Origin of the sequence: Nocardioides jejuensis (assembly GCF_004337475.1) — a bacterium.
GTDB classification, from domain to species: Bacteria; Actinomycetota; Actinomycetes; order Propionibacteriales; family Nocardioidaceae; genus Nocardioides; species Nocardioides jejuensis.
The window spans coordinates 32,055-54,378 of the sequence record NZ_SJZJ01000008.1; the positions used below are offsets into that span (position 1 = coordinate 32,055).

At 72.1% G+C, this 22,324-nt stretch carries 11 protein-coding genes; 6 read left to right on the top strand and 5 right to left on the bottom strand.

What is annotated here, in order from left to right:
* Positions 1–80: 80 nt before the first annotated feature.
* On the top strand, positions 81–251 hold the full coding sequence (locus EPD65_RS16430) for a hypothetical protein (RefSeq protein ID WP_207891434.1): 171 nt from the start codon (positions 81–83) through the stop codon (positions 249–251).
* A gap of 1 nt (position 252) precedes the next feature.
* Here the strand turns inward: EPD65_RS16430 and EPD65_RS06675 are convergent, their stop codons facing one another.
* A complete protein-coding gene (locus EPD65_RS06675) occupies positions 253–924 on the bottom strand; it encodes a GOLPH3/VPS74 family protein (RefSeq protein ID WP_165872914.1) in 672 nt (223 codons plus the stop codon).
* A gap of 75 nt (positions 925–999) precedes the next feature.
* Positions 1,000–3,048: an SDR family oxidoreductase gene (locus tag EPD65_RS06680; protein WP_131582445.1), complete on the bottom strand. Its 2,049-nt coding sequence runs from the start codon at positions 3,046–3,048 to the stop codon at positions 1,000–1,002.
* 121 nt (positions 3,049–3,169) lie between these two features.
* Between EPD65_RS06680 and EPD65_RS06685 the strand changes: the two genes are divergently transcribed.
* From EPD65_RS06685 to EPD65_RS06695, 3 genes are read left to right on the top strand one after another with little or no spacing between them, the layout of a single operon-like run.
* Positions 3,170–3,802, top strand: coding sequence for a TetR/AcrR family transcriptional regulator (locus tag EPD65_RS06685; protein ID WP_131582447.1), 633 nt, complete (start codon positions 3,170–3,172; stop codon positions 3,800–3,802).
* Positions 3,803–3,858: 56 nt separating this feature from the next.
* A complete protein-coding gene (locus EPD65_RS06690; RefSeq protein ID WP_131582449.1) occupies positions 3,859–4,755 on the top strand; it encodes an oxygenase MpaB family protein in 897 nt (298 codons plus the stop codon).
* A gap of 1 nt (position 4,756) precedes the next feature.
* On the top strand, positions 4,757–5,635 hold the full coding sequence (locus EPD65_RS06695) for an oxygenase MpaB family protein (RefSeq protein ID WP_131582451.1): 879 nt from the start codon (positions 4,757–4,759) through the stop codon (positions 5,633–5,635).
* 85 nt (positions 5,636–5,720) lie between these two features.
* Here EPD65_RS06695 and EPD65_RS06700 read toward each other — a convergent pair whose 3' ends face one another.
* Positions 5,721–11,243 (bottom strand): ATP-binding protein, encoded by a 5,523-nt coding sequence (locus EPD65_RS06700; protein WP_131582453.1) that lies wholly within the window; start codon positions 11,241–11,243, stop codon positions 5,721–5,723.
* Between the two features lie 149 nt (positions 11,244–11,392).
* On the opposite strand from EPD65_RS06700, the gene EPD65_RS06705 reads away from it, so the two are divergent.
* Entirely contained in the window at positions 11,393–20,275 is an 8,883-nt protein-coding gene (locus tag EPD65_RS06705; protein WP_131582455.1) for a type I polyketide synthase, read from the top strand.
* A complete protein-coding gene (gene acpS, locus EPD65_RS06710; RefSeq protein WP_165872915.1) occupies positions 20,272–20,730 on the top strand; it encodes a holo-ACP synthase AcpS in 459 nt (152 codons plus the stop codon). Before EPD65_RS06705 ends, acpS begins: the two co-directional genes overlap by 4 nt.
* Here the strand turns inward: acpS and EPD65_RS06715 are convergent.
* Complete coding sequence (locus tag EPD65_RS06715) at positions 20,700–21,317, bottom strand: TetR/AcrR family transcriptional regulator (protein ID WP_131582457.1); 618 nt, start codon at positions 21,315–21,317, stop codon at positions 20,700–20,702. The two genes, acpS and EPD65_RS06715, sit on opposite strands and share 31 nt — an antisense overlap.
* 138 nt (positions 21,318–21,455) lie before the next feature.
* Positions 21,456–22,256, bottom strand: coding sequence for a zinc metalloprotease (locus EPD65_RS06720; RefSeq protein ID WP_131582459.1), 801 nt, complete (start codon positions 22,254–22,256; stop codon positions 21,456–21,458).
* Positions 22,257–22,324: the final 68 nt, after the last annotated feature.

A 22,324-nucleotide genomic window follows, 5' to 3' on the forward strand; every position in this document is an offset into this window, starting at 1 on the left:
CTCGACGGGGTCCTCTCCGCCTCGCGCACCTCCTCGTTACGCGGCGGCACGGTGGCGTCGCCCCGAGCAGTCCCGCGCCCGTGTCGCCCGGTGACGACGGCGCGGTCAGCGTCGACAGTGCCGTCGTCACCGTTGATTTTCGTCGCGCGGCCCGGCTCCGCATGCCCACCGAGCCCCCGGCGTACGGCGCCACGGTGCTGTTCTTCGCCCGGACGCCGGCCGAGGTGCTGCTGCACCCCGCGGTCCGGTAGGTCAGCTGGCGGCGCCTGCGCCGGCGGTCGTCGTCGCGGCCAGGACGGCGATCATCATCGCGTCCTCGGAGGCCTTGACCGCGGCGCGGACCGCCTCGGATGCCCAGTCGCCGTCCGCGAGCGTCTTCGCGCGCTTCTCTGCTTCCTTGCGTCGCTCCTTCGGCACGACCAGCTTCACCTGGCGGCCGGCGCCCAGCAGTGCTCCGAGCGTCCCGAGGCGCTCGTCGGGTGCGCGTTCGCCGAGCAGTACTGCCCGCACGCCAGCCACCAGTTCGTCGCGCCGGGCCTGCGGCAGGGCGACGTACCGGGGCGAGGGGAAGAGGCCGAGCACCGTGGTCGGGTGCGCCTCCACAAGGCCGTCGGCCACCAGCGCCTCGTAGGTCGTGATCGGCAGCTTCCTGCCGAGCCGCGTGACCGCGTCGCGTGACTTGAGCGGCTTCGTCCGCGAGGTCAGTCGCGCGAGCGCTGCATCGAGGTGAGCAATGCCGGTCGGGGTCGGGTCGGCGACGGAGACCAGAGCCTTCTTGCCCTCGCCAGCGACCGACAGGCGACCGGCGAGGAGCAGGTCCTTGAGGGCGGCCCCGCCGAGGACGATCTCCCCGTAGGTGCCGAGCCGGCGCTTCCCGGTGGTCGGGTCGAGGGCGATGAGCGCGAGGTCCGTGGTCGTGGTCATGTGTGCAGCATGCAACGGGCGGTACCCCGGTCGCATCCGACCCGGGTACCGCCCGTCAGCGACTTTCGTCGGTGCTCACCGGCCCCAGCGCAGCCCCTTCAGCAGGCGCGCGACCATCTCCTTCTGGGAGCTGGTCTCGGAGCCGGAGTGAGCCGTGTCGGACGACTCGGCGTGGGCACGCGCGGCGGCGGAGTCGGGGAACGCGTTGTAGGCGAGGTTGAGGACCTTGTGCGCGGTCTTCGGGGCGGCGAGGTGCATCGCCGCACCCATCTGGCCGGACAGGGTGTTGATCGCCTCGGGCTTCTCCACCAGCGCCTTGATCACGATGTCGCCCGCCTGCGCGGGGGAGATGGTCGGGAACTTCTCGTACATCTTCGTCGGCGCGATCATCGGCGTGCGCACGAGCGGCATCCGGATCGTCGTGAAGGAGATGCCGTCGCCGTGGAGCTCGCTGCCGACGACGTTCGACCAGGAGTCGAGCGCGGCCTTCGACGCGGCGTACGCCGAGAAGCGCGGGATCTTGGTGAGGACCGCGATCGACGACAGGTTCACGACGTGGCCGCCGCCGGTCTCGGCCATCTTCGGGATCAGGCCCATGACCAGACGGATCGCGCCGAAGTAGTTGAGCTGCATGGTGCGCTCGAAGTCGTGGAAGCGCTCGAGCGAGAGCTTGACCGAACGGCGGATGGAGCGGCCGGCGTTGTTGACGACGAAGTCGATGCGGGGCAGCTCGGCCGAGAGCTTCGCGGTCAGGGCGTCGATCGCCTCGTAGTCCGAGAGGTCGCACGGGTAGACGTACGCCGTGCCGCCGCGCATCTCGATGGTGCGCTGGAGGGCCTCGAGCTTCTCCACGCCACGCGCGACGAGCACGGGGATGCCGCCGGCCTGGGCGACCTTCTTCGCGGTGACCTCACCGATGCCGGACGAGGCGCCGGTGATGACGACGTACTTGCCCTTCAGGGACTTGTGCGCCTTCTTGTCGTGCGCCGTGGTCTGGTCGAGGTTTTCCTCCCAGTAGTTCCACAGCAGCTCGGCGTACGACTCGAGCGGCGGCACCGTGATGCCGGAGCCCTCGAGCAGCGCCTGGGCCTTGGAGGAGTCGAAGACCGCGGTGAAGTTGACGTGGCCGAGCACCTCGGACGGGATGCCGAGGCGACCGATCGTCTGGTCGAAGACCATCGTGGCGGGCTTCGAGTGGACCGCGGCCGCAAAGAGGGACGCCGGGCGCAGCGAGGCCGGGAGTGCCTTGATCGGGCCGGCCTCGGAGAAGCGGCGGTCGATCGGGGTGGCGAACTTCGGCGCCCGCGCCGCACGGCAGAAGAGGTTGATCATCTCGATCGCGCCCTGCGGGTCCGGGTTGGTCAGGAAGAACGCCTGACCGTCCTGACCGGGCGCGTGGCCGATGTGGTCCATCGCCTTGGCGACGTAGTCGACCGGCACGACGTTGGTGTCGCGCAGGTCGAGGCCGAGCAGCGGGATCCAGCCGGGCAGGGTGTCGCGCAGGCGCTTGATGAGCGGGAAGAAGTAGTAGGGGCCGTCGATCTTGTCCATCTGGCCGGTCTGCGAGTCGCCGACCACGATCGCCGGACGGTAGACGCGCCACGGCACCGGCGACTCCTCGCGCACGATCCGCTCGGACTCGAACTTCGTCCGGTGGTACGGCGACGGCAGCGGCTGCCCCTCGTCGAACATGTCCTCGGTGAAGACGCCCTTGTAGTCGCCGGCGGCCGCGACCGAGGAGACCTGGTGGAACGTGCCGGCACCGAGGGCGCCCGCGAGGACGAGGGCGTTGCGGGTGCCGTCGATGTTCATTGCGTCGTTGGTCGCGTCGTCCGCGGTCATGTCGTAGATCGCGGCGAGGTGGAAGAAGTGGCCGATCGTGCCGGCGTGCTCGGCGATCCAGGCCGAGTCGACGCCCAGGCCCGGGGCGGAGAGGTCGCCGACGACCGGGACCACGCGTCCCTCGTTGCCGCCGGCGGTCCACTCGGCGATCAGGCCGTCGAGGCGCTTGAGCGATCCCGCGCGGCACAGGACGTAGAGGGTGCCCTCCCGGTTGGCGAGGAGCTCACGCACGAGGAAGCGGCCGATGAAGCCAGTGGCGCCGGTGACGAAGTAGTCGGACATGGTGTGCACGCTGCCGTTCTGGTGGGAGCCCGTCAAGGGTCGGGAGGGAGGGTTGTGAAGTCTTTGGGTACGCTGTAGTACCAAGATAGGACCAATTGCTGCGAACGGATAGGGTTTCCGCGTGTCTGTGCCCGACGTCTCACCCGCCCGCCTCCCGCGCGGACGGCACGGCATCGATGCCGAGGTCGTCGCGGCGTCCCAGCGCCAGCGCCTCATGCGTGCCGTGATCCAGGTGGTTGGCGAGCGCGGCTGGAGCGAGACCCGGATCGCCGACGTCGTTGCGGCGGCTGCAGTCTCGCGGCGCACCTTCTACGAGCTCTTCGGCGGCCTCGAGGCCTGCTTCATGGCGGCCGTCGACGCGGGCTTCGACCTGCTGACGGCGGCGCTGGACGAGCCCGACCCTGCGGGGGAGATCGACTTCGAGGCGCGGGTGCGCCGCTTCCTCCGCTACTACCTTCAGCTGCTCGAGGCGACTCCTGGCGCGACGCGGGCGCTGCACATCGAGATGGTCCGCGCGACGGACGAGGTGCGCGCCCAGCACGACCGCGTGATGGATGCGATCGGCGAGCGACTCCTGGCCTCCCGCTTCGGCGACGGCGACCGCACCGGTATCCCGGCCGATGTCGGCGTCGCCCTCGTCGCGGGCTTCGAGCACCTGCTCAGCCGGCACATCCGGGGCGGCGGCGACGTGTCGGCACTGGCGTCGGTGATCGACGACGCCGCTGCGATCGCCGTACGCGCGCTGGCTGACTGAGGATCGCCTGCGTCACAGTCGTTGACTACGGGCGTTGTCGGGCGTTTCCTTGGGTCATGGCGAAGCGCAGTCGCAGCATCGGCCTCGACCCGGACGTCGACTTCCTCGACGTCGCCCGCAACCTCACGCTCTACGAGTTCCCCTGGGACACCCTGCAGGCGCTGAGCCTCGCGCTCTTCCGGACGTACGCCGTCCCGAGCGTCGGTGCCCTCCTCGACCGCACCGCAGCGTTCGAGACCGCGACGCAGAAGCGCTACGACGACACCGCGATCCTGCTCGAGGTGCCGCTGATCGATGGCTTCGACAGTCCGCGCGGCAAGGCTGCGCTGCGGCGGATCAACCAGATGCACCACCGCTACGACATCAGCAACGACGACATGCGCTACGTGCTGTCGACGTTCGTCGTCGTCCCGCGGCGCTGGATCGGCGACTTCGGGTGGCGTGATCTCACGGACCTGGAGGTCCGCGCCGTCGTCGCCTACTACCGCGAGCTCGGCCGCCACCTGGGCATCCGCGACATCCCGACGACGTACGACGAGTTCGCGCGGCTCATGGACGACTACGAGGCCACCCACTTCGCGTACGACGAGGGCGCAGCCCGCGTCGCAGCCTCGACGCTCGGACTGCTGACGACCTTCTACCCGCGGCCGCTGCGACCGGCGATCGGCGTGATCAGCCGGGCGCTCATGGAGCCGGAACTGCTGGCGGCGTTCGGGCTGCGTGAGCCGGGGAGGCTCGCCCGTCGCCTCACGCGGATGCTGCTGAAGCTGCGGGCGCGCTACGTCGCCCTGCTCCCGGCGCGACGTCGTCCGTTCCACGTCGCCGACATGCGCCGGATCCGCAGCTATCCCGACGGCTACGTCGTCGAGGAGATGGGCACGTTCGAGAAGGGCACGTTTGCCCCGGGCTGTCCGGTGCCGCACGTGCGTCCGCCCGTGCAGGAAGGAGCCTGAGATGGGGTTCGGACCCGGGTCACTGCTCTACGAGTCCTACGGAGACCGCGCGGGCTTCCTCTTCGCGCCCGCGACCGGCCTGATGCAGCTGATGTACCCCGCGCTCGGCAAGGGCGTCGAGGAGCACTCGGCGTTCTACGAGGAGCCGTTCGAGCGTCTGGTCCGCTCGGTGCCGCAGATCCTCGGGATGATCTTCGACGGTGACACCGCGGGCGAGCAGGCGCACCGCGTGCGCGACTTCCACCGCGACATCAAGGGCACGATGCCGGACGGCGAGCGCTATCACGCCCTCGATCCGGAGACCTTCTTCTGGGCGCACGCGACCTTCGTCGACGTCGCCTTCCGGGTGGACGACTTCATCGAACGGCGGATGTCGCGCACCGTGCGCGAGGCCTACTACGCCGAGACCGTCGACTGGTGGCGGATGTACGGCATGACGATGCGCGTCGTCCCGCGGACGTACGGCGACTTCCTGGAGTACTGGGACCACCACGTCGAGAACGTGCTCGAGGTGACGCCCGCCGCGCAGGCGTTCATCGACTACGTGAACGCGCCCTGGCGGATGGAGCAGCCGTGGGTGCCGAAGCCGCTGTGGCAGGTCGCCTCGCGGGTCGGCGGCATCCCGTTCCGGGACGTCTCCGTCGGCTGCCTGCCGGCGCAGCTGCGGGAGCGGTGCGGGTTCGGCTGGAACCCGGCGCAGGCCGCGGGGCACGCGGCGTTCATGGCGTCGGTGCGGCTAGCCTGGCCGCACGTCCCGGAGCGTGTCCGGATGCTGCCGCGCGCCCGGGCGGCGTACAGGCGGCAGGGTCGCACCGGCTTCGACGCCGCGATGGCGCGGGTGGCCACTCGCCCGGGCCCCGCGTTGGCGCAGGAGGCCTGAGTCGTCTGCTGTGTTTATGAGGTCACCAGTGACCTCATAAACACAGCAGACACCAGGCAGGGCGTCGGGTACGGCGAGCGCGCCCTCAGTCCGCCTGGCCGCGGACCAGGGCACCGATGATCTCCGGGCGCAGGCGCTCGGCCGAGATCACCGCGTCGACCGAGCCCACGCGGACCGCACGGTGGATGTCGTGCACGCCGTCGAACTCGGCCGCGACCTCGCCGAGCTTCTCGGCGCGCACTGACGAGCGCAGCCGTCCCAGCTCGACCGCGAGCCGGCCGCGCTCGGCGGGGGCCGCGTCGGTGACGGCCTGCTCGAGCTCGGTCACCTGCGGGTCTGCAGCGGTGCGCTTGTCGACGTCGGCCGAGAAGACCACGGCCGCCGCCGGAGCGCCGCCGATGACCGAGGCGAACGAGCCCTCGAGAGCGAGGACGGTCATGCGCGGGTTGAGCGCCTTGGAGAAGACCACGAACGCGCCACCGTGATAGCGCGAGATCACGACGAAGACGATCGGGCCGTCGAAGTTCGTGATCGCGCGGCCGATCTCGGCGCCGTACTCGAGCTGCAGGTTGCGCATCGAGTCGGGGGAGCCGTCGAAGCCGGACAAGTTGGCCAGCACGACGAGCGGGCGGTTGCCGCTGGCGGCGTTGATCGCCCGCGCGGCCTTCTTCGACGAGCGCGGGAAGAGCGTGCCGCCGGTGTAGACGTCGGGGCCGTCGGCCGGCGGGAAGCCGCGGCGCGGCACCGGCTTGGACTCGATGCCCAGCAGACAGACCGGCTGGCCACCGAGGTGGGCATCGAAGACCACCGCGGTGTCGGCGTCGGCCATGCCGGCCCAACGCTCGAGGGTCGCGTGGTCCTGATCGGCCACGGCCCGCATGACGGTGCGGATGTCGAACGGCTTCTTGCGGTCGGGGTTGCTCTCCTTCGAGAAGATCTGTCCCACGGTCGTGAAGTCGCTCGACGGGTCACTGTGCGGGAACGGCCGCACGTCGCGGTCGACCGGGTCGGTCGTTGCAGCGATGCGCGGACCGGCCTCGCCCGGGGCGACGTAGGTGTGCTCGTAGTGCGCCATCAGCACGTCGAAGGCCCCCGGCAGGTCCGCCGCCCAGTACTGCGCCTGGCCGTTGGCGCCCATCACGCGGTCGTAGCCGCCGATGCCGAAGTTGTCCTCCGCGGAGACGCCGCCGGAGAAGTCCAGCGACTGCTTGCCGGTCAGCACCATCGCACTGTCCGGTGTCATCACGAGGATGCCGCGGGTATGCATGAGCATCGTCGCCTCGGCGTTCCAGTAGGGCTGGGCGCCGACGTTGATGCCGGCGACCACGACGTTGATCTCGCCGCCCGCCTGGGTGAACTCGATGATCCGGCGCAGGCCGGCCGCCACCCAGTCCATGTTCTCCGTGCCGGACTCCATCGAGATCCGGGCGCCGGCCGACAGCGCGTACCACTCCAGCGGTACGCCGAGCCGCTCGGCGAGGTCGATCGCTGCGATGACCCGGGTGCACTCGGCCTCGGACACGGCACCCAGTGCCTTCGTCGGGTCGCCGCACAGGATGACCCGCTGGACGCCCTCGGGGTGCAGGGCCGTCGGGGTGGAGACGAGGCCGGCGATGATGCCCGCCGTGTTGAGGCCGCGCGGGCGGTCGACCGGCACCAGCGCGCCGGTCGCGTCGAGGTCGTGCTCGACGAACGAGCCGCTCGGCCCGGTCAGCAGGGGCAGGAGCTCGTAGGGGTAGACCAGGCCGCGGCGGCGGGCACGCAGCACCTTGCCGTCGTACTCGTCGAGGGTCTTGAGCGGCTCGGTCGACGGAGCCTCGACGGAGGCCTCCGCGCGTCCGGCCGCACCGCGGGAGAAGCGGATCGATGCGGGGTGGGCCGAGCCGTCGGGGCCGGCGAGGCGGCCGCTGACGACCACCTCGGAGATGCCCGCGGCATCGGTCAGCGGGGTGATCTTCCGCTGCAGGGCGGTCAGCTGGTCGACGTCCGCGTCGACGACCGGCCAGACGTGCACCCACACGTGGTTGAGGTCGAGCTTGACGCCCGCCGCACCCCGCGACGTACGGGCCCGGCGGACCGCCTCGAGGCAGTTCTCGATCGCGCGCTCGGCATGGGGTACGCCGCTCACCCGGCCGTCGGCGTCGCGGACGACGGCGAGCTGGCGGACCTGGGCGAGTGCGACGAGGCGCCGGTCGTCGGCGTTCTCCCGGGCGACGCACTCGTAAAGAAGGACGTCGTCGGGAGCGTCGAGCCGGGTGATCCGGAAGTCGCGCAGGCGCCAGAGGTCGAGGCGGCGCGCGACCATCGGGTGCACGCCGTGGACGAGGTCGTCCTCGACCACGGCCCCGCCCTCCGGGCGGAAGGTGAAGTAGTCGACGCGGCCCTCGTGGCCCGGGCTGACGGCGATCGTCACCCGGCGGGCCAGCGGCATCACCCCGGATGCGGCCAGGGCGTCGCGCAGCGCGCCGACGATGTCGTCTGCTGCGGCGGGAGCGGTCGGCCAGTGCAGGAACACGTCAGCGACGACGTCCGCGGGCGCCGCTGTCGCTGCCAGTGCGGCGCCGAGGTCGCGCACGAGGGCGGAGTCGGCAGCAGTCAGCTCGTCCCAGGTGCCGGTGGTGGTGACCAGGTGCCGCGGCTCGCCGTCGATCACGTAGGCCGCCCGCAGGAACGCGCGTCCTTCCCGCTGCTCGACGACCACGTCGCTGAGGTCCTCGCGGTAGTGGCGGTGGGTCATCACCTCGAGCATCGGCTCGGGGCCGCCGACACCGGCGGCGATGCGTTCGCCGAGGAAGCTGACGATCTTCTCCGGGATAGCGGCGAGGGCCTGGATCCGCGCGGCCCGGTCCGGTGCGTCCGGCGATGCGGCGAGCGCCGCGACCTCATCCCGTACGCCGACCACGACGGCCGCGCGCTCGGCGTCGACCAGCGGCTGGTCGAACCACCGGAACCGGATGCTGCGGGCCAGGTCGCCGACGACGGGGAAGCGTCGCTGGCTTGCGCCCTTGAGGCGTTCGAGCCGGTCGCGGATGGCGGCGGCATCGGTGCCGGCCGGGGCCGGCTCGTCGATCCAGCGCTGGAGCAGGGCGACCACGAGGTCCGCGTCGGCCGCTGCGCCCTGCTGGGCGAGGAACATCCGGAAGACGGCGTCCTCGAGGGTCGCGGTGCGGTCCAGGCCGGAGACGCCGTAGTGGGCGAGGACGCGGCACAGGCGCTGCCGGAAGTTCTCCGGGAGGCCGCCGCGGTCGGCGTCCAGGCTGCGGAGGTAGGTGTGGAAGTGCTCGCGGGAGCTGTGGACGCGCAGCTCGGTGCGGCGTTCGTCCTCGGCCGGACGGTCGCGGTGGAGGTCGGCGACGTCGGTGAAGAGGTCGACGAGGGCCGAGTCGGTGCCGAGCACGTCGCCGCCGGCGGCGTGCAGCTCGTCGCGTGCGGTGAGGTACTCCTTCAGGGCCGTGCTGCGGCTGCCGCGGGGCACGTCGTAGCCGAGGAGGAGGGCGGTCAGGGTCGCCCGGGCCTGCTCGACCCGCTCCTCGAGAGAGGTCGCGGCGGCCGCGCTGGGCAGGACGAGGTCGGGCCCGTCGTCGGTGGCGGTCGTGGTGGTGCTGACGTCTCCCGAGACGGGTTCGATCCGCAGGAGCGGGGCGCCGGTCTCGACCTGGCTGCCCGTGATGACCTGGAGGTCGCGCACGCGCGCCTCGAACGGCGCCGGGATCACCGTCTCCATCTTCATGCTCTCGAGCACGAGAAGCGGTGCGCCGGCCCGGACGACGTCGCCGACGGCAGCGGGGGTCGCGACGACGAGGGCCGGAGCGGGGGACCGCACGATGCCGCCCTCGTCCCGGCTGATCCGGTGGGTGACGCCGTCGACCTCGACGAGGTGCACGGGCCCGTGGACGGCGGAGACCACGCGGTGGCGGTGGCCCCCGACCGAGAGGTGCGCGTGGAAGGCGTCGAGCCATTCGATGTCGACGTCGGCGGTGGCCGTGCTGGCGCCGGACGCGAGCGTGATCCGGTAGCGGCCGGGGGCCAGCTGCAGCGCCGTGAGCAGGTACGTCGTGCCCCGCAGCTTGACCTCGACGGGCTCGCCGACGGTGTGCTGGGCCTGGGGCCGGCCACCGTGCGCGGTCTCGAGGAGGCGCGTGCGCTCGACGCCGAGCTGCTCGTCGTACGCCGCGATGGCGGCCACGAGGAGCGCGATCTCGCGGTGTGCGTCGGAGACCAGACGGCCCTCGGCGCGGGCCCGGTCGATCCAGGCGGTGTCGGCCCAGGCCGGCTCGCCGATGGTGACCTCTGGCTGGTCCAGCAGGTCGAGGATGAAGCCCTTGTTGGTCGTGCCGCCCTCGATGACGACGGTCGTGTCGGCCATCGCGCGGCGCAGCCGGGAGAGGGCCTCGTCGCGGTCGCGGCCGTAGGCGATGACCTTGGCGATCATCGAGTCGAAGTCGGCGGGGATCACGTCGCCTTCACCGAGGCCGGTGTCGACGCGGACGCCCGGGCCACTGGGGAGGCGGAGGAGCGCGACGCGTCCCGGGGCGGGTGCGAAGTCCCGGTCGGGGTCCTCGGCGTTGAGTCGTGCCTCGACCGCGTGACCGGCCTCGGCCGGGCGCTCGTCGGTGCCCGTGAGGTCCTGCAGGCGGCCGCCGGAGGCGACGTGGATCTGCGCCTTGATCAGGTCGACGGAGGTGGTGACCTCGGTGATCGGGTGCTCGACCTGGAGGCGGGTGTTGACCTCGAGGAAGGCGAACGACTCCTCCTCGGGCTGGTAGAGGAACTCGACCGTGCCGGCGCCCACGTAGCCGACGGCAAGGGCGAGCCGCTCGGCGGACTCCTTCAGCAGCGCCACCTGGTCGGGGGAGAGCAGGGGAGAGGCGGACTCCTCGATGACCTTCTGGTTGCGGCGCTGCACCGAGCAGTCGCGTACGCCGAGGGCCCAGGCGGTGCCGTGACCGTCGGCGATCAGCTGGACCTCGACGTGGCGGGCGTCGGTGACGACCCGCTCGAGGAAGACGATGCCGTTGCCGAACGCGCGCTCGGCCTCGTCGCGCGTGCGCTGGTAGGCATCCGTGAGCTCCGCCGCTGAGCCCACCTTGCGGATGCCGCGCCCACCGCCACCGGCGGTGGCCTTGAGCATCATCGGGTAGCCGATCCGCTCGGCCTGCGCCAGGGCGTCCTCGAGGGTGTCGACGGGTCCGTTGCTCCACGGCGCCACCGGTACGCCGACCTGCTCGGCGATCCGCTTGGACCCGATCTTGTCGCCGAGTTGGCGCATCGCGTCGGCGCTCGGTCCGATGAAGGTGATCCCGAGGCGGTCGCACAGGTCGACGAAGGTCGGGTCCTCGGCGACGAAGCCCCAGCCGACCCAGACCGCGTCGGCGCGGGTGGCGGTCAGGGCGCGCTCGAGCACGGCCAGGTCGAGGTAGGGGCGTGCGGAGGCGGGCCCGAGCCCCCAGGACTCGTCGGCCTCGCGCACGAACATCGCGTGCCGCTCGGCGTCGGTGAACAGGGCGATCGTGGTCAGGTCCTGACCCGCTGCGGCGAGGTCACGGGCGGCGTGGATGAGCCGCATGGCTGACTCGCCGCGGTTCACGATCGCGATTCGGGAGAACACCAGTACCTCCGAGGTGGGCGCCCTGGCGGCGCGTCGAACGGGCAGGAGGAGTCATCGCAGGAGCGACGACCCCGGGGTCCGACGATCATTGCAAAAACATGAGGAAATACTCAAGAAAAACTTGAGAAAAGCCTCATGTTTCTGATCTCATGGTTCTCGTGACCATCGAGACCCCGGCCCGCGCCCCCCACCAGACCCGCACTTCTGCAGCGCCCGCTTCGCCTCGTCGACTGCTCGACAGGCTGGCCGCTGGCACCCCGTTCGCCCTGGCCTTCGGTGGCCAGGGAGTCGGGTGGCTCGAGCCGCTCGCCGAGCTCGTGCGTGTCCACTCCCTCGAGCTCGGAGGCCTCGTCGCCGAGGCCGACGCCCGGCTCGCTCCCGTCGCCGGCGAGCTCCTCGCCGCGGACGCCGCGTTCGCTCCCATGACCTGGCTCGACGCCGTCCTCACCTCCCACTCGGCCGAGACCGACGAGTCCGCCGACGTCCCGGACACCGAGCGCCTCGTCGCCCCGAGTCGTTCGCTCCCCGGCGTCACGTTCACCCAGCTCGCCGCCCTCCGGGCACTCAGCGGCCTCGGCCTCGATGCGCGCGGTGCGGTCGCGACCATCGGCCACTCGCAGGGTTGCCTCCCGATCGCCGTCCTCGGCGGAGCGGCCGAAGCCGACGTGCTCGCCCTCTCGCGCCTGATCGGTGCCGCCACCGAGGTCGTCGGCACCCGCCGTGGCCTGCTCGGTGCCTGCATGGTCTCCGTCCCGCTCCCGCACGCGGCCGTCGCCGAGGCGATCGCGTCGCTGCCCGCATCGAGCCGCCTCACCGCCGGCATCGTCAACGGCGCCGCCACCGTCGTGTCCGGTCCGGCTGTGGGCATCGAGCGCCTGCGCACCGCCCTCGGCGACGACATCGAGCCGGACGCCGTGCTCGCCCGTGCGGCGTTCCACCACCCCGAGCTGGCCGAGGCCGTCGAGCTCGCCACCGCCTGGGCCGTGCAGTGCGGCCTCGACGAGGCCTGGGCACGCGACCTCGCGCACCGCTGCCTCGTCGCGCCGATCGACTGGCCCGCCGCACTCGAGGAGGTCGCCGCCGCCGACGCCCGCTGGCTGCTCGACCTCGGCCCGGTCAACCTGGCCGCCCAGATCTCCGCCGACGCGCTGCGTGCCCACGGCATCGGCGTCGTCGCCCCCACGACGTCGCGCGGCCTGCGCGAGCTCACCGTCGCCGGTGCTGCGCCGAAGAAGTCGCTGCCCTGGTCGGCGTACGCCCCCGAGGTCGTCGCCCTCCCCGACGGCACGCGTCGTGTCGAGACCCGCTTCACGCGCCTCACCGGCCGCTCGCCCGTCCTGCTCGCCGGCATGACGCCGACCACCGTGGACCCCGCGATCGTGGCGGCCGCTGCCAACGCCGGCTTCTGGGCCGAGCTCGCGGGCGGCGGCCAGGTCTCGGAGGAGATCTTCGCCGCGAACGTCGGCCGCCTCGGCGAGCTGCTCGAGCCGGGCCGCACAGCGGCGTTCAACACGCTGCTGCTCGACCCGTACCTGTGGCGCCTGCAGATCGGTGGCAAGCGCCTGGTCCAGCGCGCCCGCGCGGCCGGTGCGGCCATCGACGCGGTCATCGTCACCGCGGGCGTCCCCGAGCTCGACGACGCCGTCGCTCTGGTCGAGGAGCTCCGCGAGGCAGGCATCCAGCACGTTGTCTTCAAGCCGGGCACCGTCAAGCAGATCAAGCAGGTCCTCGCGATCGCGGATGCCGTCGCGCCCGTCCCGCTGATGATCCAGGTCGAGGGCGGCAAGGCCGGTGGCCACCACAGCTGGGAGGACCTCGACGACCTCCTCCTCGCGACGTACGCCGACCTGCGCCGCCGCGACAACGTCATCGTCTGCGTCGGCGGCGGCATCGGTACGCCGCAGGACGCGGCCGCCTACGTCACCGGCGACTGGGCCGCTGCCCACGGCCGCCCGTCGATGCCGCTCGACGGCGTGCTCGTCGGCACCGCCGCAATGGCCTGCCTCGAGGCGACCACCTCGCCGGCCGTGAAGCAGCTCCTCGTCGACACCCCCGGCTCCGACGCCTGGCTCAAGGACGGTGCCGTCGACGGCGGCATGACCTCCGGCAAGAGCCAGCTCGGCGCCGCGCTCTACGAGGTCGAGAACACCTCGGCCCGCCTCGGCCGCCTCCTCGACGAGGTCGCCGGTGACGCCGACGCCGTTGCCAAGCGACGCGACGAGATCCTTGCCCTGATCGACCAGACCGCGAAGCCCTACTTCGGTGACCTCGCGACCCTCACCTACGAGGCCTGGCTGCGTCGCTTCGTCGACCTCGCCGGTACGCCGACCTGGCTCGACGTCACGCTCCGCGAGCGCTTCCAGGCGATGCTCCAGCGCGCCGAGGCCCGCCTCGTCGATGCCGACCACGGTCCGGTCCCGACCCTCTTCGCCGAGCTCACCGACCTCGACGACGGCCTGGCCGCCCTCGAGCGTCTCGTGGCGGCGTACCCGGAGGCAGCGACGGTCCTGCTGCACCCGGCCGACCACGCCTTCTTCGTCCAGGTCTGCAAGCGGCCCGGCAAGCCCGTGCCGTTCGTGCCGGTCATCGACGCCGACGTACGCCGCTGGTGGCGCTCTGACTCGCTGTGGCAGTCGCACGACCCGCGCTTCGCTGCCGACGCCGTCTCGGTGATCCCGGGCCCGGTCGCGGTCGCCGGCATCACCCGTGTCGACGAGCCCGTCGCCGAGCTGCTGGCCCGCTTCGAGGCCGGCATCCTCGACGCCATCGACTCCGCCTCCCCGGCCGCGGTCGCCGGCCTGCGTCGTGCGGCCGACACCGCGGGCGTCGTCTCGCTCGTGCTCGCCGCCCCGGACGCTGTCTGGGCCGGCCGCACCGTGGTCAACCCGGTCGTCCGCCTCGTCGGCACCTCCGGCTGGCTCTCCGTCAGCCCGGAGCGCGCCGAGCACCACGAGACGGGTGCCGTGCTCACCGCCGACGGCGACGACGCCGCGCTCCTCGTCGTTCCGGTCGGGGCTGCGGAGCTCCGCTTCCGGATCGCCGCGGGTGCGGACGTCGCCACCGGCGCCGCTCCGACCGTCCTCGAGCCGACCGAGCAGATGCGCGTCCTGCTGGCGCTCGCCGCCGGCTCCGCCGGCGTCACGCGCTGGGAGCCCGGACAGGGCTCGGCGCACGCCGCCGTCACCGCCGCCGGTGGCCCGGCCGCCGACGTCGTGCCGGACGCACTCGTCGGTCTCGGCTGGCCGGCCGTCTTTGGTGCCCTCGCCCAGCGCGAGGACGTCGTCGAGGGCATGCTCGACCTGGTCCACCTCGACCACGCTCTCCAGGGCTCGGTCCCGACCGACGCCACCGACCTCACCGTCGACGCGGTCATCCGCGACGTCGAGGACACGGAGGTCGGCCGCGTCGTCACGGTCGACGTCACGCTCACGTCGCCGACCGGCGAGGCTGTCGCCTCGCTCGTCGAGCGGTTCGCGATCCGTGGCCGCACCGGTGCCGCGGCACTGGTGGACCCGCTCCGCGCCGGCGGGCTGAGTGGAGACGAGCGGGCCACGTCCCGCCGCACCCGGGGCGCGCGCAAGGTGACCTCCCCGCTCGACCTGCGTGCCTTCGCGCAGGTCACGGGCGACCACAACCCGATCCACACGAGCAACGCCGCGGCCCAGCTCGCTGGCCTCGGCAGCCCGATCGTCCACGGCATGTGGATCTCCGCCGTCGCCCAGCGCGTCCTCGTGGAGGAGAGCCGCCGCCCGCTGCTCGGCTGGACCGCCCGCTTCCTCGCTCCCGTGCGCCCCGGTGACGTCGTCGACATCGCGGCGCACCGCGTCGGCGTGGTCGACGGCGACGAGATCGTCGACGTCACCGCCCGGGTCAACGGCACTCCCGTCCTCAACGCGACGGCCCGCCTCGGCGCGGCCCGCACGGCGTACGTCTTCCCGGGCCAGGGCATCCAGCACGCCGGCATGGGCATGGAGGGCTACCGCCGCAGCAAGGCGGCGAAGGAGATCTGGGACCGCGCCGATGCGCACACCCGCGAGGTGCTCGGCTTCTCGGTCCTCCAGGTCGTCCGGGAGAACCCGACGGACCTCGAGGCCAACGGCACGACCCACCACCACCCCGAGGGCGTCCTCTTCCTGACCCAGTTCACCCAGGTGGCCATGGCCGTCCTGGCGGCTGCGCAGGTCGCCGAGCTCCGCGAGGAGGGCGTGTTCGCCGAGGGCTCCGTCATCGCCGGCCACTCCGTCGGCGAGTACAACGCGCTCGCCGCGTGCTCCGACGTCCTCTCGCTCGAGGCGGTCGTCGAGGTCGTCTTCCAGCGCGGCTCGGTCATGCACACGCTCGTCCCGCGCGACGAGAAGGGCCGGTCGAACTACCGGCTCGCGGCGATCCGCCCGGCCCAGTTCGACCTCGCTGACGACGACGTCCGCGCCTTCGTCGACCAGATGGCCGAGGAGTCGGGTGAGTTCCTCGAGGTCGCCAACTACAACCTGCGCGGCTCGCAGTACGCCATCGCCGGCACCGTCGCGGGCCTCGAGGCCCTCGAGGCCGAGATCGAACGCCGCCGCGCGGCGTTCGGCGGCAAGGCGTCGTACATCCTCGTCCCCGGCGTCGACGTGCCCTTCCACTCGGGCGTCCTGCGGGGTGGCGTGGACGACTTCCGCGCCAAGCTCAACGAGCTCCTGCCGCAGACGATCGACGCAGCCCCGCTGCTCGGTCGCTACGTGCCCAACCTCGTGGCGCGTCCCTTCTCGCTCGACCAGGAGTTCATCGCCTCGATCCTCGAGGTCGCTCCGTCGGTCCGCGTCCAGGCCGTCCTCGCGGACTGGAAGGCGTGGGAGCGCCAGCCCGAGGCGCTGTGCCGCCTCGTGCTGATCGAGCTGCTGGCGTGGCAGTTCGCCAGCCCGGTCCGCTGGATCGAGACCCAGGACCTGCTCGTTGCCGATCGTGCCGATGGCGGCCTCGGTGTCGAGCGCATCGTCGAGGTTGGTGTCGGCCGTGCCCCGACGGTCGCCAACCTCGCGTCCTCGACGTTGAAGCTGCCCGAGGTGCGTTGCACCCTCGGCGGCCCCGTCGAGGTGCTGAACGTGGAACGTGACGCTGCCGTCGTCTTCGGTCGCGACGAGGATCCGGCTCATGTCGACGAGCCCCTCGTCGCCGACGACGCAACCCCGCAGGCGGCTGCCGCCTCCCTCGATGCAGCCCCTGTGCGTCCGTCCACGACCGAGGCAGCAGGCGGGCCGCGGCCGGAGGATCTCCCGTTCTCCGGAGCCGACGCGACCCGCCTGCTGCTGACCTGGTGGACCAAGGTCCGCCCCGACCAGCTCGGTGCCGCCGACTCGATCGAGTCCCTCACCGACGGCGCGTCCTCGCGTCGCAACCAGCTGCTCGTCGACCTCGGTGCCGAGCTCGGTCTCGGCGCGATCGACGGTGCGGCGGAAGCCGACCTCGCTTCGCTCACCGCACAGGTCAACGGCCTGGCCCGTGGCTACAAGCCGCTCGGCCCGGTCCTCTCCGCAGCGGTCTCCGACCACCTGCGCAAGGTGCTCGGCCCGGTGGGCGCGCGCCAGTCGGCGATCGCCGACCGCGTGACCGGTGTCTGGCAGCTCGGCCCCGGCTGGGCGCAGCACGTCACGGTCGAGGTCGCGGCCGGCACCCGTGAGGGTGCCAGCGTCCGCGGCGGCGACCTCGCTACCCTGCCGCTGCCCAAGGCTGCGGCTGACCTCGACGCCCTCGTCGACGCCGCGGTCGCCGCGGTCGCCGCCCGTGCCGGCGTCCAGGTCTCCCTGCCCTCCGCAGGTGGCGGTGACGTCACCGTCGATGCAGCCGCTCTCGCCGGCATCACCGGCGGCATCACGGACGCCCTCGTCTCGACCGCCCGGCACCTGATCGCCCAGTTCGACGACGGCGCCGCCCCGGCTGCCGAGGCCGATGACGCCGCCGCGCTGCGTGCGCAGATCGACCAGCTCGAGGCCGAGCTCGGCTCCGACTGGCTCGGCGCGACCGCTCCGGCGTTCGACGAGCGTCGCGCGCTCCTGCTCGACGACCGGTGGGCCTCGGTCCGCGAGGACCTCGCACGCATCGCCATCGGCGACGGTCTCGACGTCGACCTGGCCGGCGCGGGTCCGGTCGTCGCCGCGCAGGCCCGCTGGTACGGCCTCGACGACATCGCAGCGGTGGCCGAGTCCGCCCCGGCCGGTGTCTGGGCCGACGAGGTCGCGGTCGTCACGGGTGCGAGCAACGGCTCCATCGCGGCTGCCGTCGTCGGTGACCTGCTGGCCGGAGGTGCGACGGTGATCGCCACGACCTCGAACCTCGACGGCAAGCGCCTCGCCTTCTTCAAGGAGCTCTACCGCAGCCGTGCCGCGGTCGGTGCCGCCCTCTGGGTCGTCCCCGCCAACATGGCGTCGTACGCCGACGTGGACGCTCTGGTCTCGTGGGTCACCACCGAGCAGGTACGCCGCCTCGGCCCCACGACCGAGGTCGTGAAGCCGGCGCTGCGCCCGACGCTCCTCTTCCCCTTCGCGGCCGGTCCGGCCCGCGGCGGTCTCGAGGACGTCGACGGCGGCACCGAGGTCCAGGCCCGCATCCTGCTCTGGTCCGTCGAGCGCCTCGTCGGCGCCGACTGGGGCCCGCAGCGGGTCCACGTGGTCCTGCCCGGCTCGCCCAACCGTGGCCTCTTCGGCGGCGACGGTGCCTACGGCGAGGCCAAGGCCGCGCTCGACGCGCTGGTCCTCAAGTGGAAGGCCGAGTCCGGCTGGTCCACCCGTGTGACGCTGGCCCACGCCATCATCGGCTGGGTCGCCGGCACCGGCCTCATGGGCGGCAACGACGCCATGGTCGAGGCGGTCAAGAAGGCCGGCGTCATGGTCTGGAGCCCCGAGCTGATGGCCGGCGCCCTGCTCAAGCTCTGCACGCCCGAGGCCCGCTCCGAGGCCGCGACCGCGCCGCTGCAGGTCGACCTCGCCGCCGGTCTCGACGGCATCGACCTGAAGGCCATCGCCGCCGAGGCACAGCGCGCCACCGGCGCCACCGACGACCGGGAGGGTGCCGAGACGGTCGCCACCATCGACGCCCTCCCGGCCTCGCCCGCCCAGCTCCCGTCGTACGCCGCGCCCGAGGTGGCCGACGTTCCTGCTGCCCCCGAGGACCTCGTGGTCATCGTCGGCGCCGGTGAGCTCGGTCCGTGGGGCTCGGCCCGCACCCGCCACGAGGTGGAGGTCGATGGCCTGTCGGCCGCCGGCGTCCTCGAGCTGGCCTGGCTCACGGGCCTGGTCCGCTGGGACGGCACCGCGGGTGCCTGGGTCGAGACCGCCTCGGACGAGGCGGTCGAGGAGCACGCGATCCGCGAGCGCTTCCACGACGCGGTCGTCGAGCGCTGCGGCATCCGGTCCTACGAGAACGACGGCACGATGGTCGACCACACGGCGCCGCTGATGGCGCAGGTCTTCCTCGACCAGGACATGACCTTCCGTGTCGACGGTGAGGGTGAGGCGCGTGCCTTCCTCGACGCCGACCCGGCCCACACCCGGATCGCCTCGCTGCCGGACGGCGGCTGGCAGGTCACCCGCACCGCGGGCACCGAGATCCGGGTCCCGCGCCGCGTGCAGATGACGCGCACGGCCGGTGGCCAGGTGCCGACCGGCTTCGACCCCGCGGTCTGGGGCGTGCCGGCCGAGATGATCGAGTCCGTCGACCGCCTCGCGCTCTGGAACCTGGTCTGCACCGTCGACGCGTTCCTCGCCAGCGGCTTCACGCCGGCCGAGCTGATGCGCTGGGTCCACCCGGCGCGCGTCGCCAACACCCAGGGCACCGGCATGGGCGGCATGACCTCCATGCAGTCGCTCTACCTCGACAACTTCCTGGGCGAGCCGGTCGCCAACGACCTGCTCCAGGAGGCGCTGCCGAACGTCGTCGCTGCCCACGTCGTCCAGTCGTACGTCGGCTCGTACGGCGCGATGATCCACCCGGTCGCCGCCTGCGCGACGACTGCGGTGAGCATCGAGGAGGGTGTCGACAAGATCCGTCTCGGCAAGGCCGACTTCGTCGTGGCCGGTGGCTTCGACGACCTCGGCACCGAGGGCGTCCAGGGCTTCGCCGCCATGTCTGCGACCGCGGACACCGCGGCCATGGAGGCGCAGGGCATCGACATCCGACACCTGTCGCGGGCCAACGACCGCCGTCGTGGCGGGTTCGTCGAGTCCCAGGGTGGCGGCACGATCCTGCTGGCCCGCGGTGACGTGGCGGCCCGGATGGGTCTGCCGGTGCTCGGTGTGGTGGCCTACGCGGCCAGCTTCGCGGACGGCATCCACACCTCGATCCCGGCGCCGGGCATCGGTGCCCTCGCGGCCGGCCTCGGCCGGGAGCAGTCGCCGCTGGCGACGGCGCTCGGCCAGCTCGGCCTGACCGCCGACGACGTGGCCGTGGTGAGCAAGCACGACACCTCGACCAACGCCAACGACCCCAACGAGTCGGACCTCCACGAGCGGCTCGCCGCGGCCCTGGGCCGCAGTGAGGGCAACCCGCTCTACGTGGTCAGCCAGAAGAGCCTGACCGGTCACGCCAAGGGTGGCGCCGCGGCGTTCCAGGTGATCGGCCTGTGCCAGACGCTGCGCGCCGGCGTCCTTCCGCCGAACCGCAGCCTTGACTGTGTCGACCCGGAGCTGGAGAAGCACCCGCACCTGGTCTGGCTGCGTCAGCCGCTGGCGACCGGGCCGCTCAAGGCGGGTCTGGTGACCAGCCTCGGCTTCGGCCACGTCGCCGGTCTGCTGGCGATCGCCCACCCCGAGGTCTTCGTGCAGGCGCTCGCGGCCGCCGACCGGGACGACTACGTCGCCCGGGCCCGGCAGCGTGAGGTCGACGGTCGCCTCCGGATCACCCGGACGATGCTCGGCGAGCCGGGCTTCGTGAAGACCTCCGACCGCCGTCTGGGCGCCGACACCGACCACGGCGGTGCGCGCAAGGAGCGCGAGGCCGCGCTCCTGCTCGACCAGGACGCGCGCCTCTCCGAGGCGGGAAGGTTCGAGTGCCGATGACCAGCAAGGCCGACCTGGCTGTCCTCAAGGAGCTCTTCCAGGACCTCCCGCCGACCGGGCTGCCCGTGCAGGGAGTGGGCGTGGATCTGGTCCACGTCCCCTCCTTCGCCGAGCAGCTCGCCCAGCCGGGCTCGCGCTTCGCGGACGTCTTCACCCCGGGCGAGCGGCGTGACGTCGCCGCCCGGGGCGGGCACGCGCGTCACTTCGCCGCCCGCTGGGCGGCGCGTGAAGCGCTGGTCAAGGCCTGGTCACAGCTCGTGTACGGCGAGCCGCCGCTGCTCGGCGACGAGGCGCTGCGCCAGATCGAGGTCGCCTGCGACGCCTGGGGCCGACCGCGTCTGCTGCTCGGCGGCGACGTGGCGGCGTACCTGGGGGAGTGCCGGGCCGACCTCTCGCTCTCCCACGACGGGGAGTACGCCGTGGCCTACGTCGTGCTCTCGGCGGCCAGCAGGTAAGCCGACAGCAGTCGCTTGAGCTCGATGACCGCCTCGGCGTGCTCCTGGCCGTCGCGCACCGAGAAGTTCAGCATCGAGTAGACGACGTGGACGACGATCTCGGCGACCACGCGGCGGCGTTCGCGCGGGGTGTTGGGGGTGAGCGGGGCCAGGACGCGCGCCACCTCCGCGGCGAACTCGCGCTCGGTCACCGCTGCCGTCGCGCGGGTCGACGGCGTCGACTGCACGGCGTGCCAGACCGCGCGGCGCGAGGGGTCCTCACGCCACAGCGTCGCCATGTGGTCGAGCAGCCGGTTCATCACCGAGAGCCAGTCGAGCGACGGGATCTGCGCGGCCAGCTCGGCGAGCTCCTCGTGGACGGCGACGGCCTGCTGGCGGTCGAGCTCGCACACGATGACGTACTTGTTGGCGAAGAACTGGTAGAGCGTGCCGATCGGTACGCCGGCCCGCCGCGCGACCTCTTCACAGGTGAACGCCTCGAAGCCGACCTCGAGCAGCAGCTCGCGCGAGACCCGCAGCAGGGCGTCGAACTTGACCCGCGATCGCTCCTGCGTGGGCCGACGTCGGGGCTCGAGGAGGTCGGTCATGGGCGTGAGGATAACTTAACCCGTCGGTAAGATGAGGAAAACCTCAGGTATCTGGTGTTTCCGCTCTGGCTCGCCATGACAACGAGGCCCGCCCGGCAGTGCCGGACGGGCCTCGCCCGCGGGGGGAGGGGTGCGGGATCAGTTGCCGTACAGCGCCCGGACGCCCTGGGCGTCGAGGCTGCTGAACTGCAGGTTCGTGGAGCCGCCGTTGCACTGCGGGTAGTGCATGATCGACACCGAGTCGTACGGCGTCAGGGGACGCCAGTTGTTGTCCTCGAAGCAGGTGCCGGCCTCGGGCCGGGTGTGCTCGTGGCGGAAGCCGAGCGTGTGGCCCAGCTCGTGGCCGAGGACGTTGGCCGGCGTCCAGGAGCCGGAGCTCCAGATCGAGTCGTCGACGAGCACGTTGCGCGAGCGCTTCGCGGTCGAGGGGAAGAACGACCGCGCGATGTACTGCGAGGTCTGCACCGGCTCCACCGAGAACAACACGTTGTTGTTGCGCGTCGAGCAGTTGCTGTCCTGGGACGGCACGTAGACGAAGTCGATCGCGGAGGAAGCGTTCTCCCAGAGAGAGGCGCCGCCGTCCATGGCGGCGACGATGCCGGCCTTGTCGGCACCGAACTTGTCGCTCACGCAGTAGGTCAGGTTGCCGACCTGGCTCGCCGACCATCGGTCGTCGGCGCCGTTGGCGGTGTTGACGATGAGGCCCTCGTCGAGGGTCTTCTTCGGGGTCGCCGTGAGCTCGTCGTAGAACTTGTGCAGGTCTCCGGTGGTGCCCATCGCCTCGTCGCCGTTGACGACACGGACCCCCGTCGGATCCGTGTAGGTCGAGGCTTCGAACTGCTGCCACGACGGCACGTCTGCGGCGTACGCAGTGCCAGCGATCGCGGTGGTGCCGACGGCGGCGGCGAATGCCACCTTCCACTTCCGGGTAAGGGTCATGTGGTCCTCCAGGGTCAGGCCTGCGGTAGCAGGTGCCGTCACCGTAGGAAGTTCGCGCAGACCCCGGA

Bases quoted from the DNA above. Each gene is read 5' to 3' on its own strand.
- EPD65_RS06690 (WP_131582449.1), top strand. From the start codon at position 3,859: ATGGCGAAGCGCAGTCGCAGCATCGGCCTCGACCCGGACGTCGACTTC.
- EPD65_RS06675 (WP_165872914.1), bottom strand. From the start codon at position 924: ATGACCACGACCACGGACCTCGCGCTCATCGCCCTCGACCCGACCACC.
- acpS (WP_165872915.1), top strand. From the start codon at position 20,272: ATGACCAGCAAGGCCGACCTGGCTGTCCTCAAGGAGCTCTTCCAGGAC.
- EPD65_RS06680 (WP_131582445.1), bottom strand. From the start codon at position 3,048: ATGTCCGACTACTTCGTCACCGGCGCCACTGGCTTCATCGGCCGCTTC.
- EPD65_RS06720 (WP_131582459.1), bottom strand. From the start codon at position 22,256: ATGACCCTTACCCGGAAGTGGAAGGTGGCATTCGCCGCCGCCGTCGGC.
- EPD65_RS06695 (WP_131582451.1), top strand. From the start codon at position 4,757: ATGGGGTTCGGACCCGGGTCACTGCTCTACGAGTCCTACGGAGACCGC.
- EPD65_RS06715 (WP_131582457.1), bottom strand. From the start codon at position 21,317: ATGACCGACCTCCTCGAGCCCCGACGTCGGCCCACGCAGGAGCGATCG.
- EPD65_RS06705 (WP_131582455.1), top strand. From the start codon at position 11,393: ATGGTTCTCGTGACCATCGAGACCCCGGCCCGCGCCCCCCACCAGACC.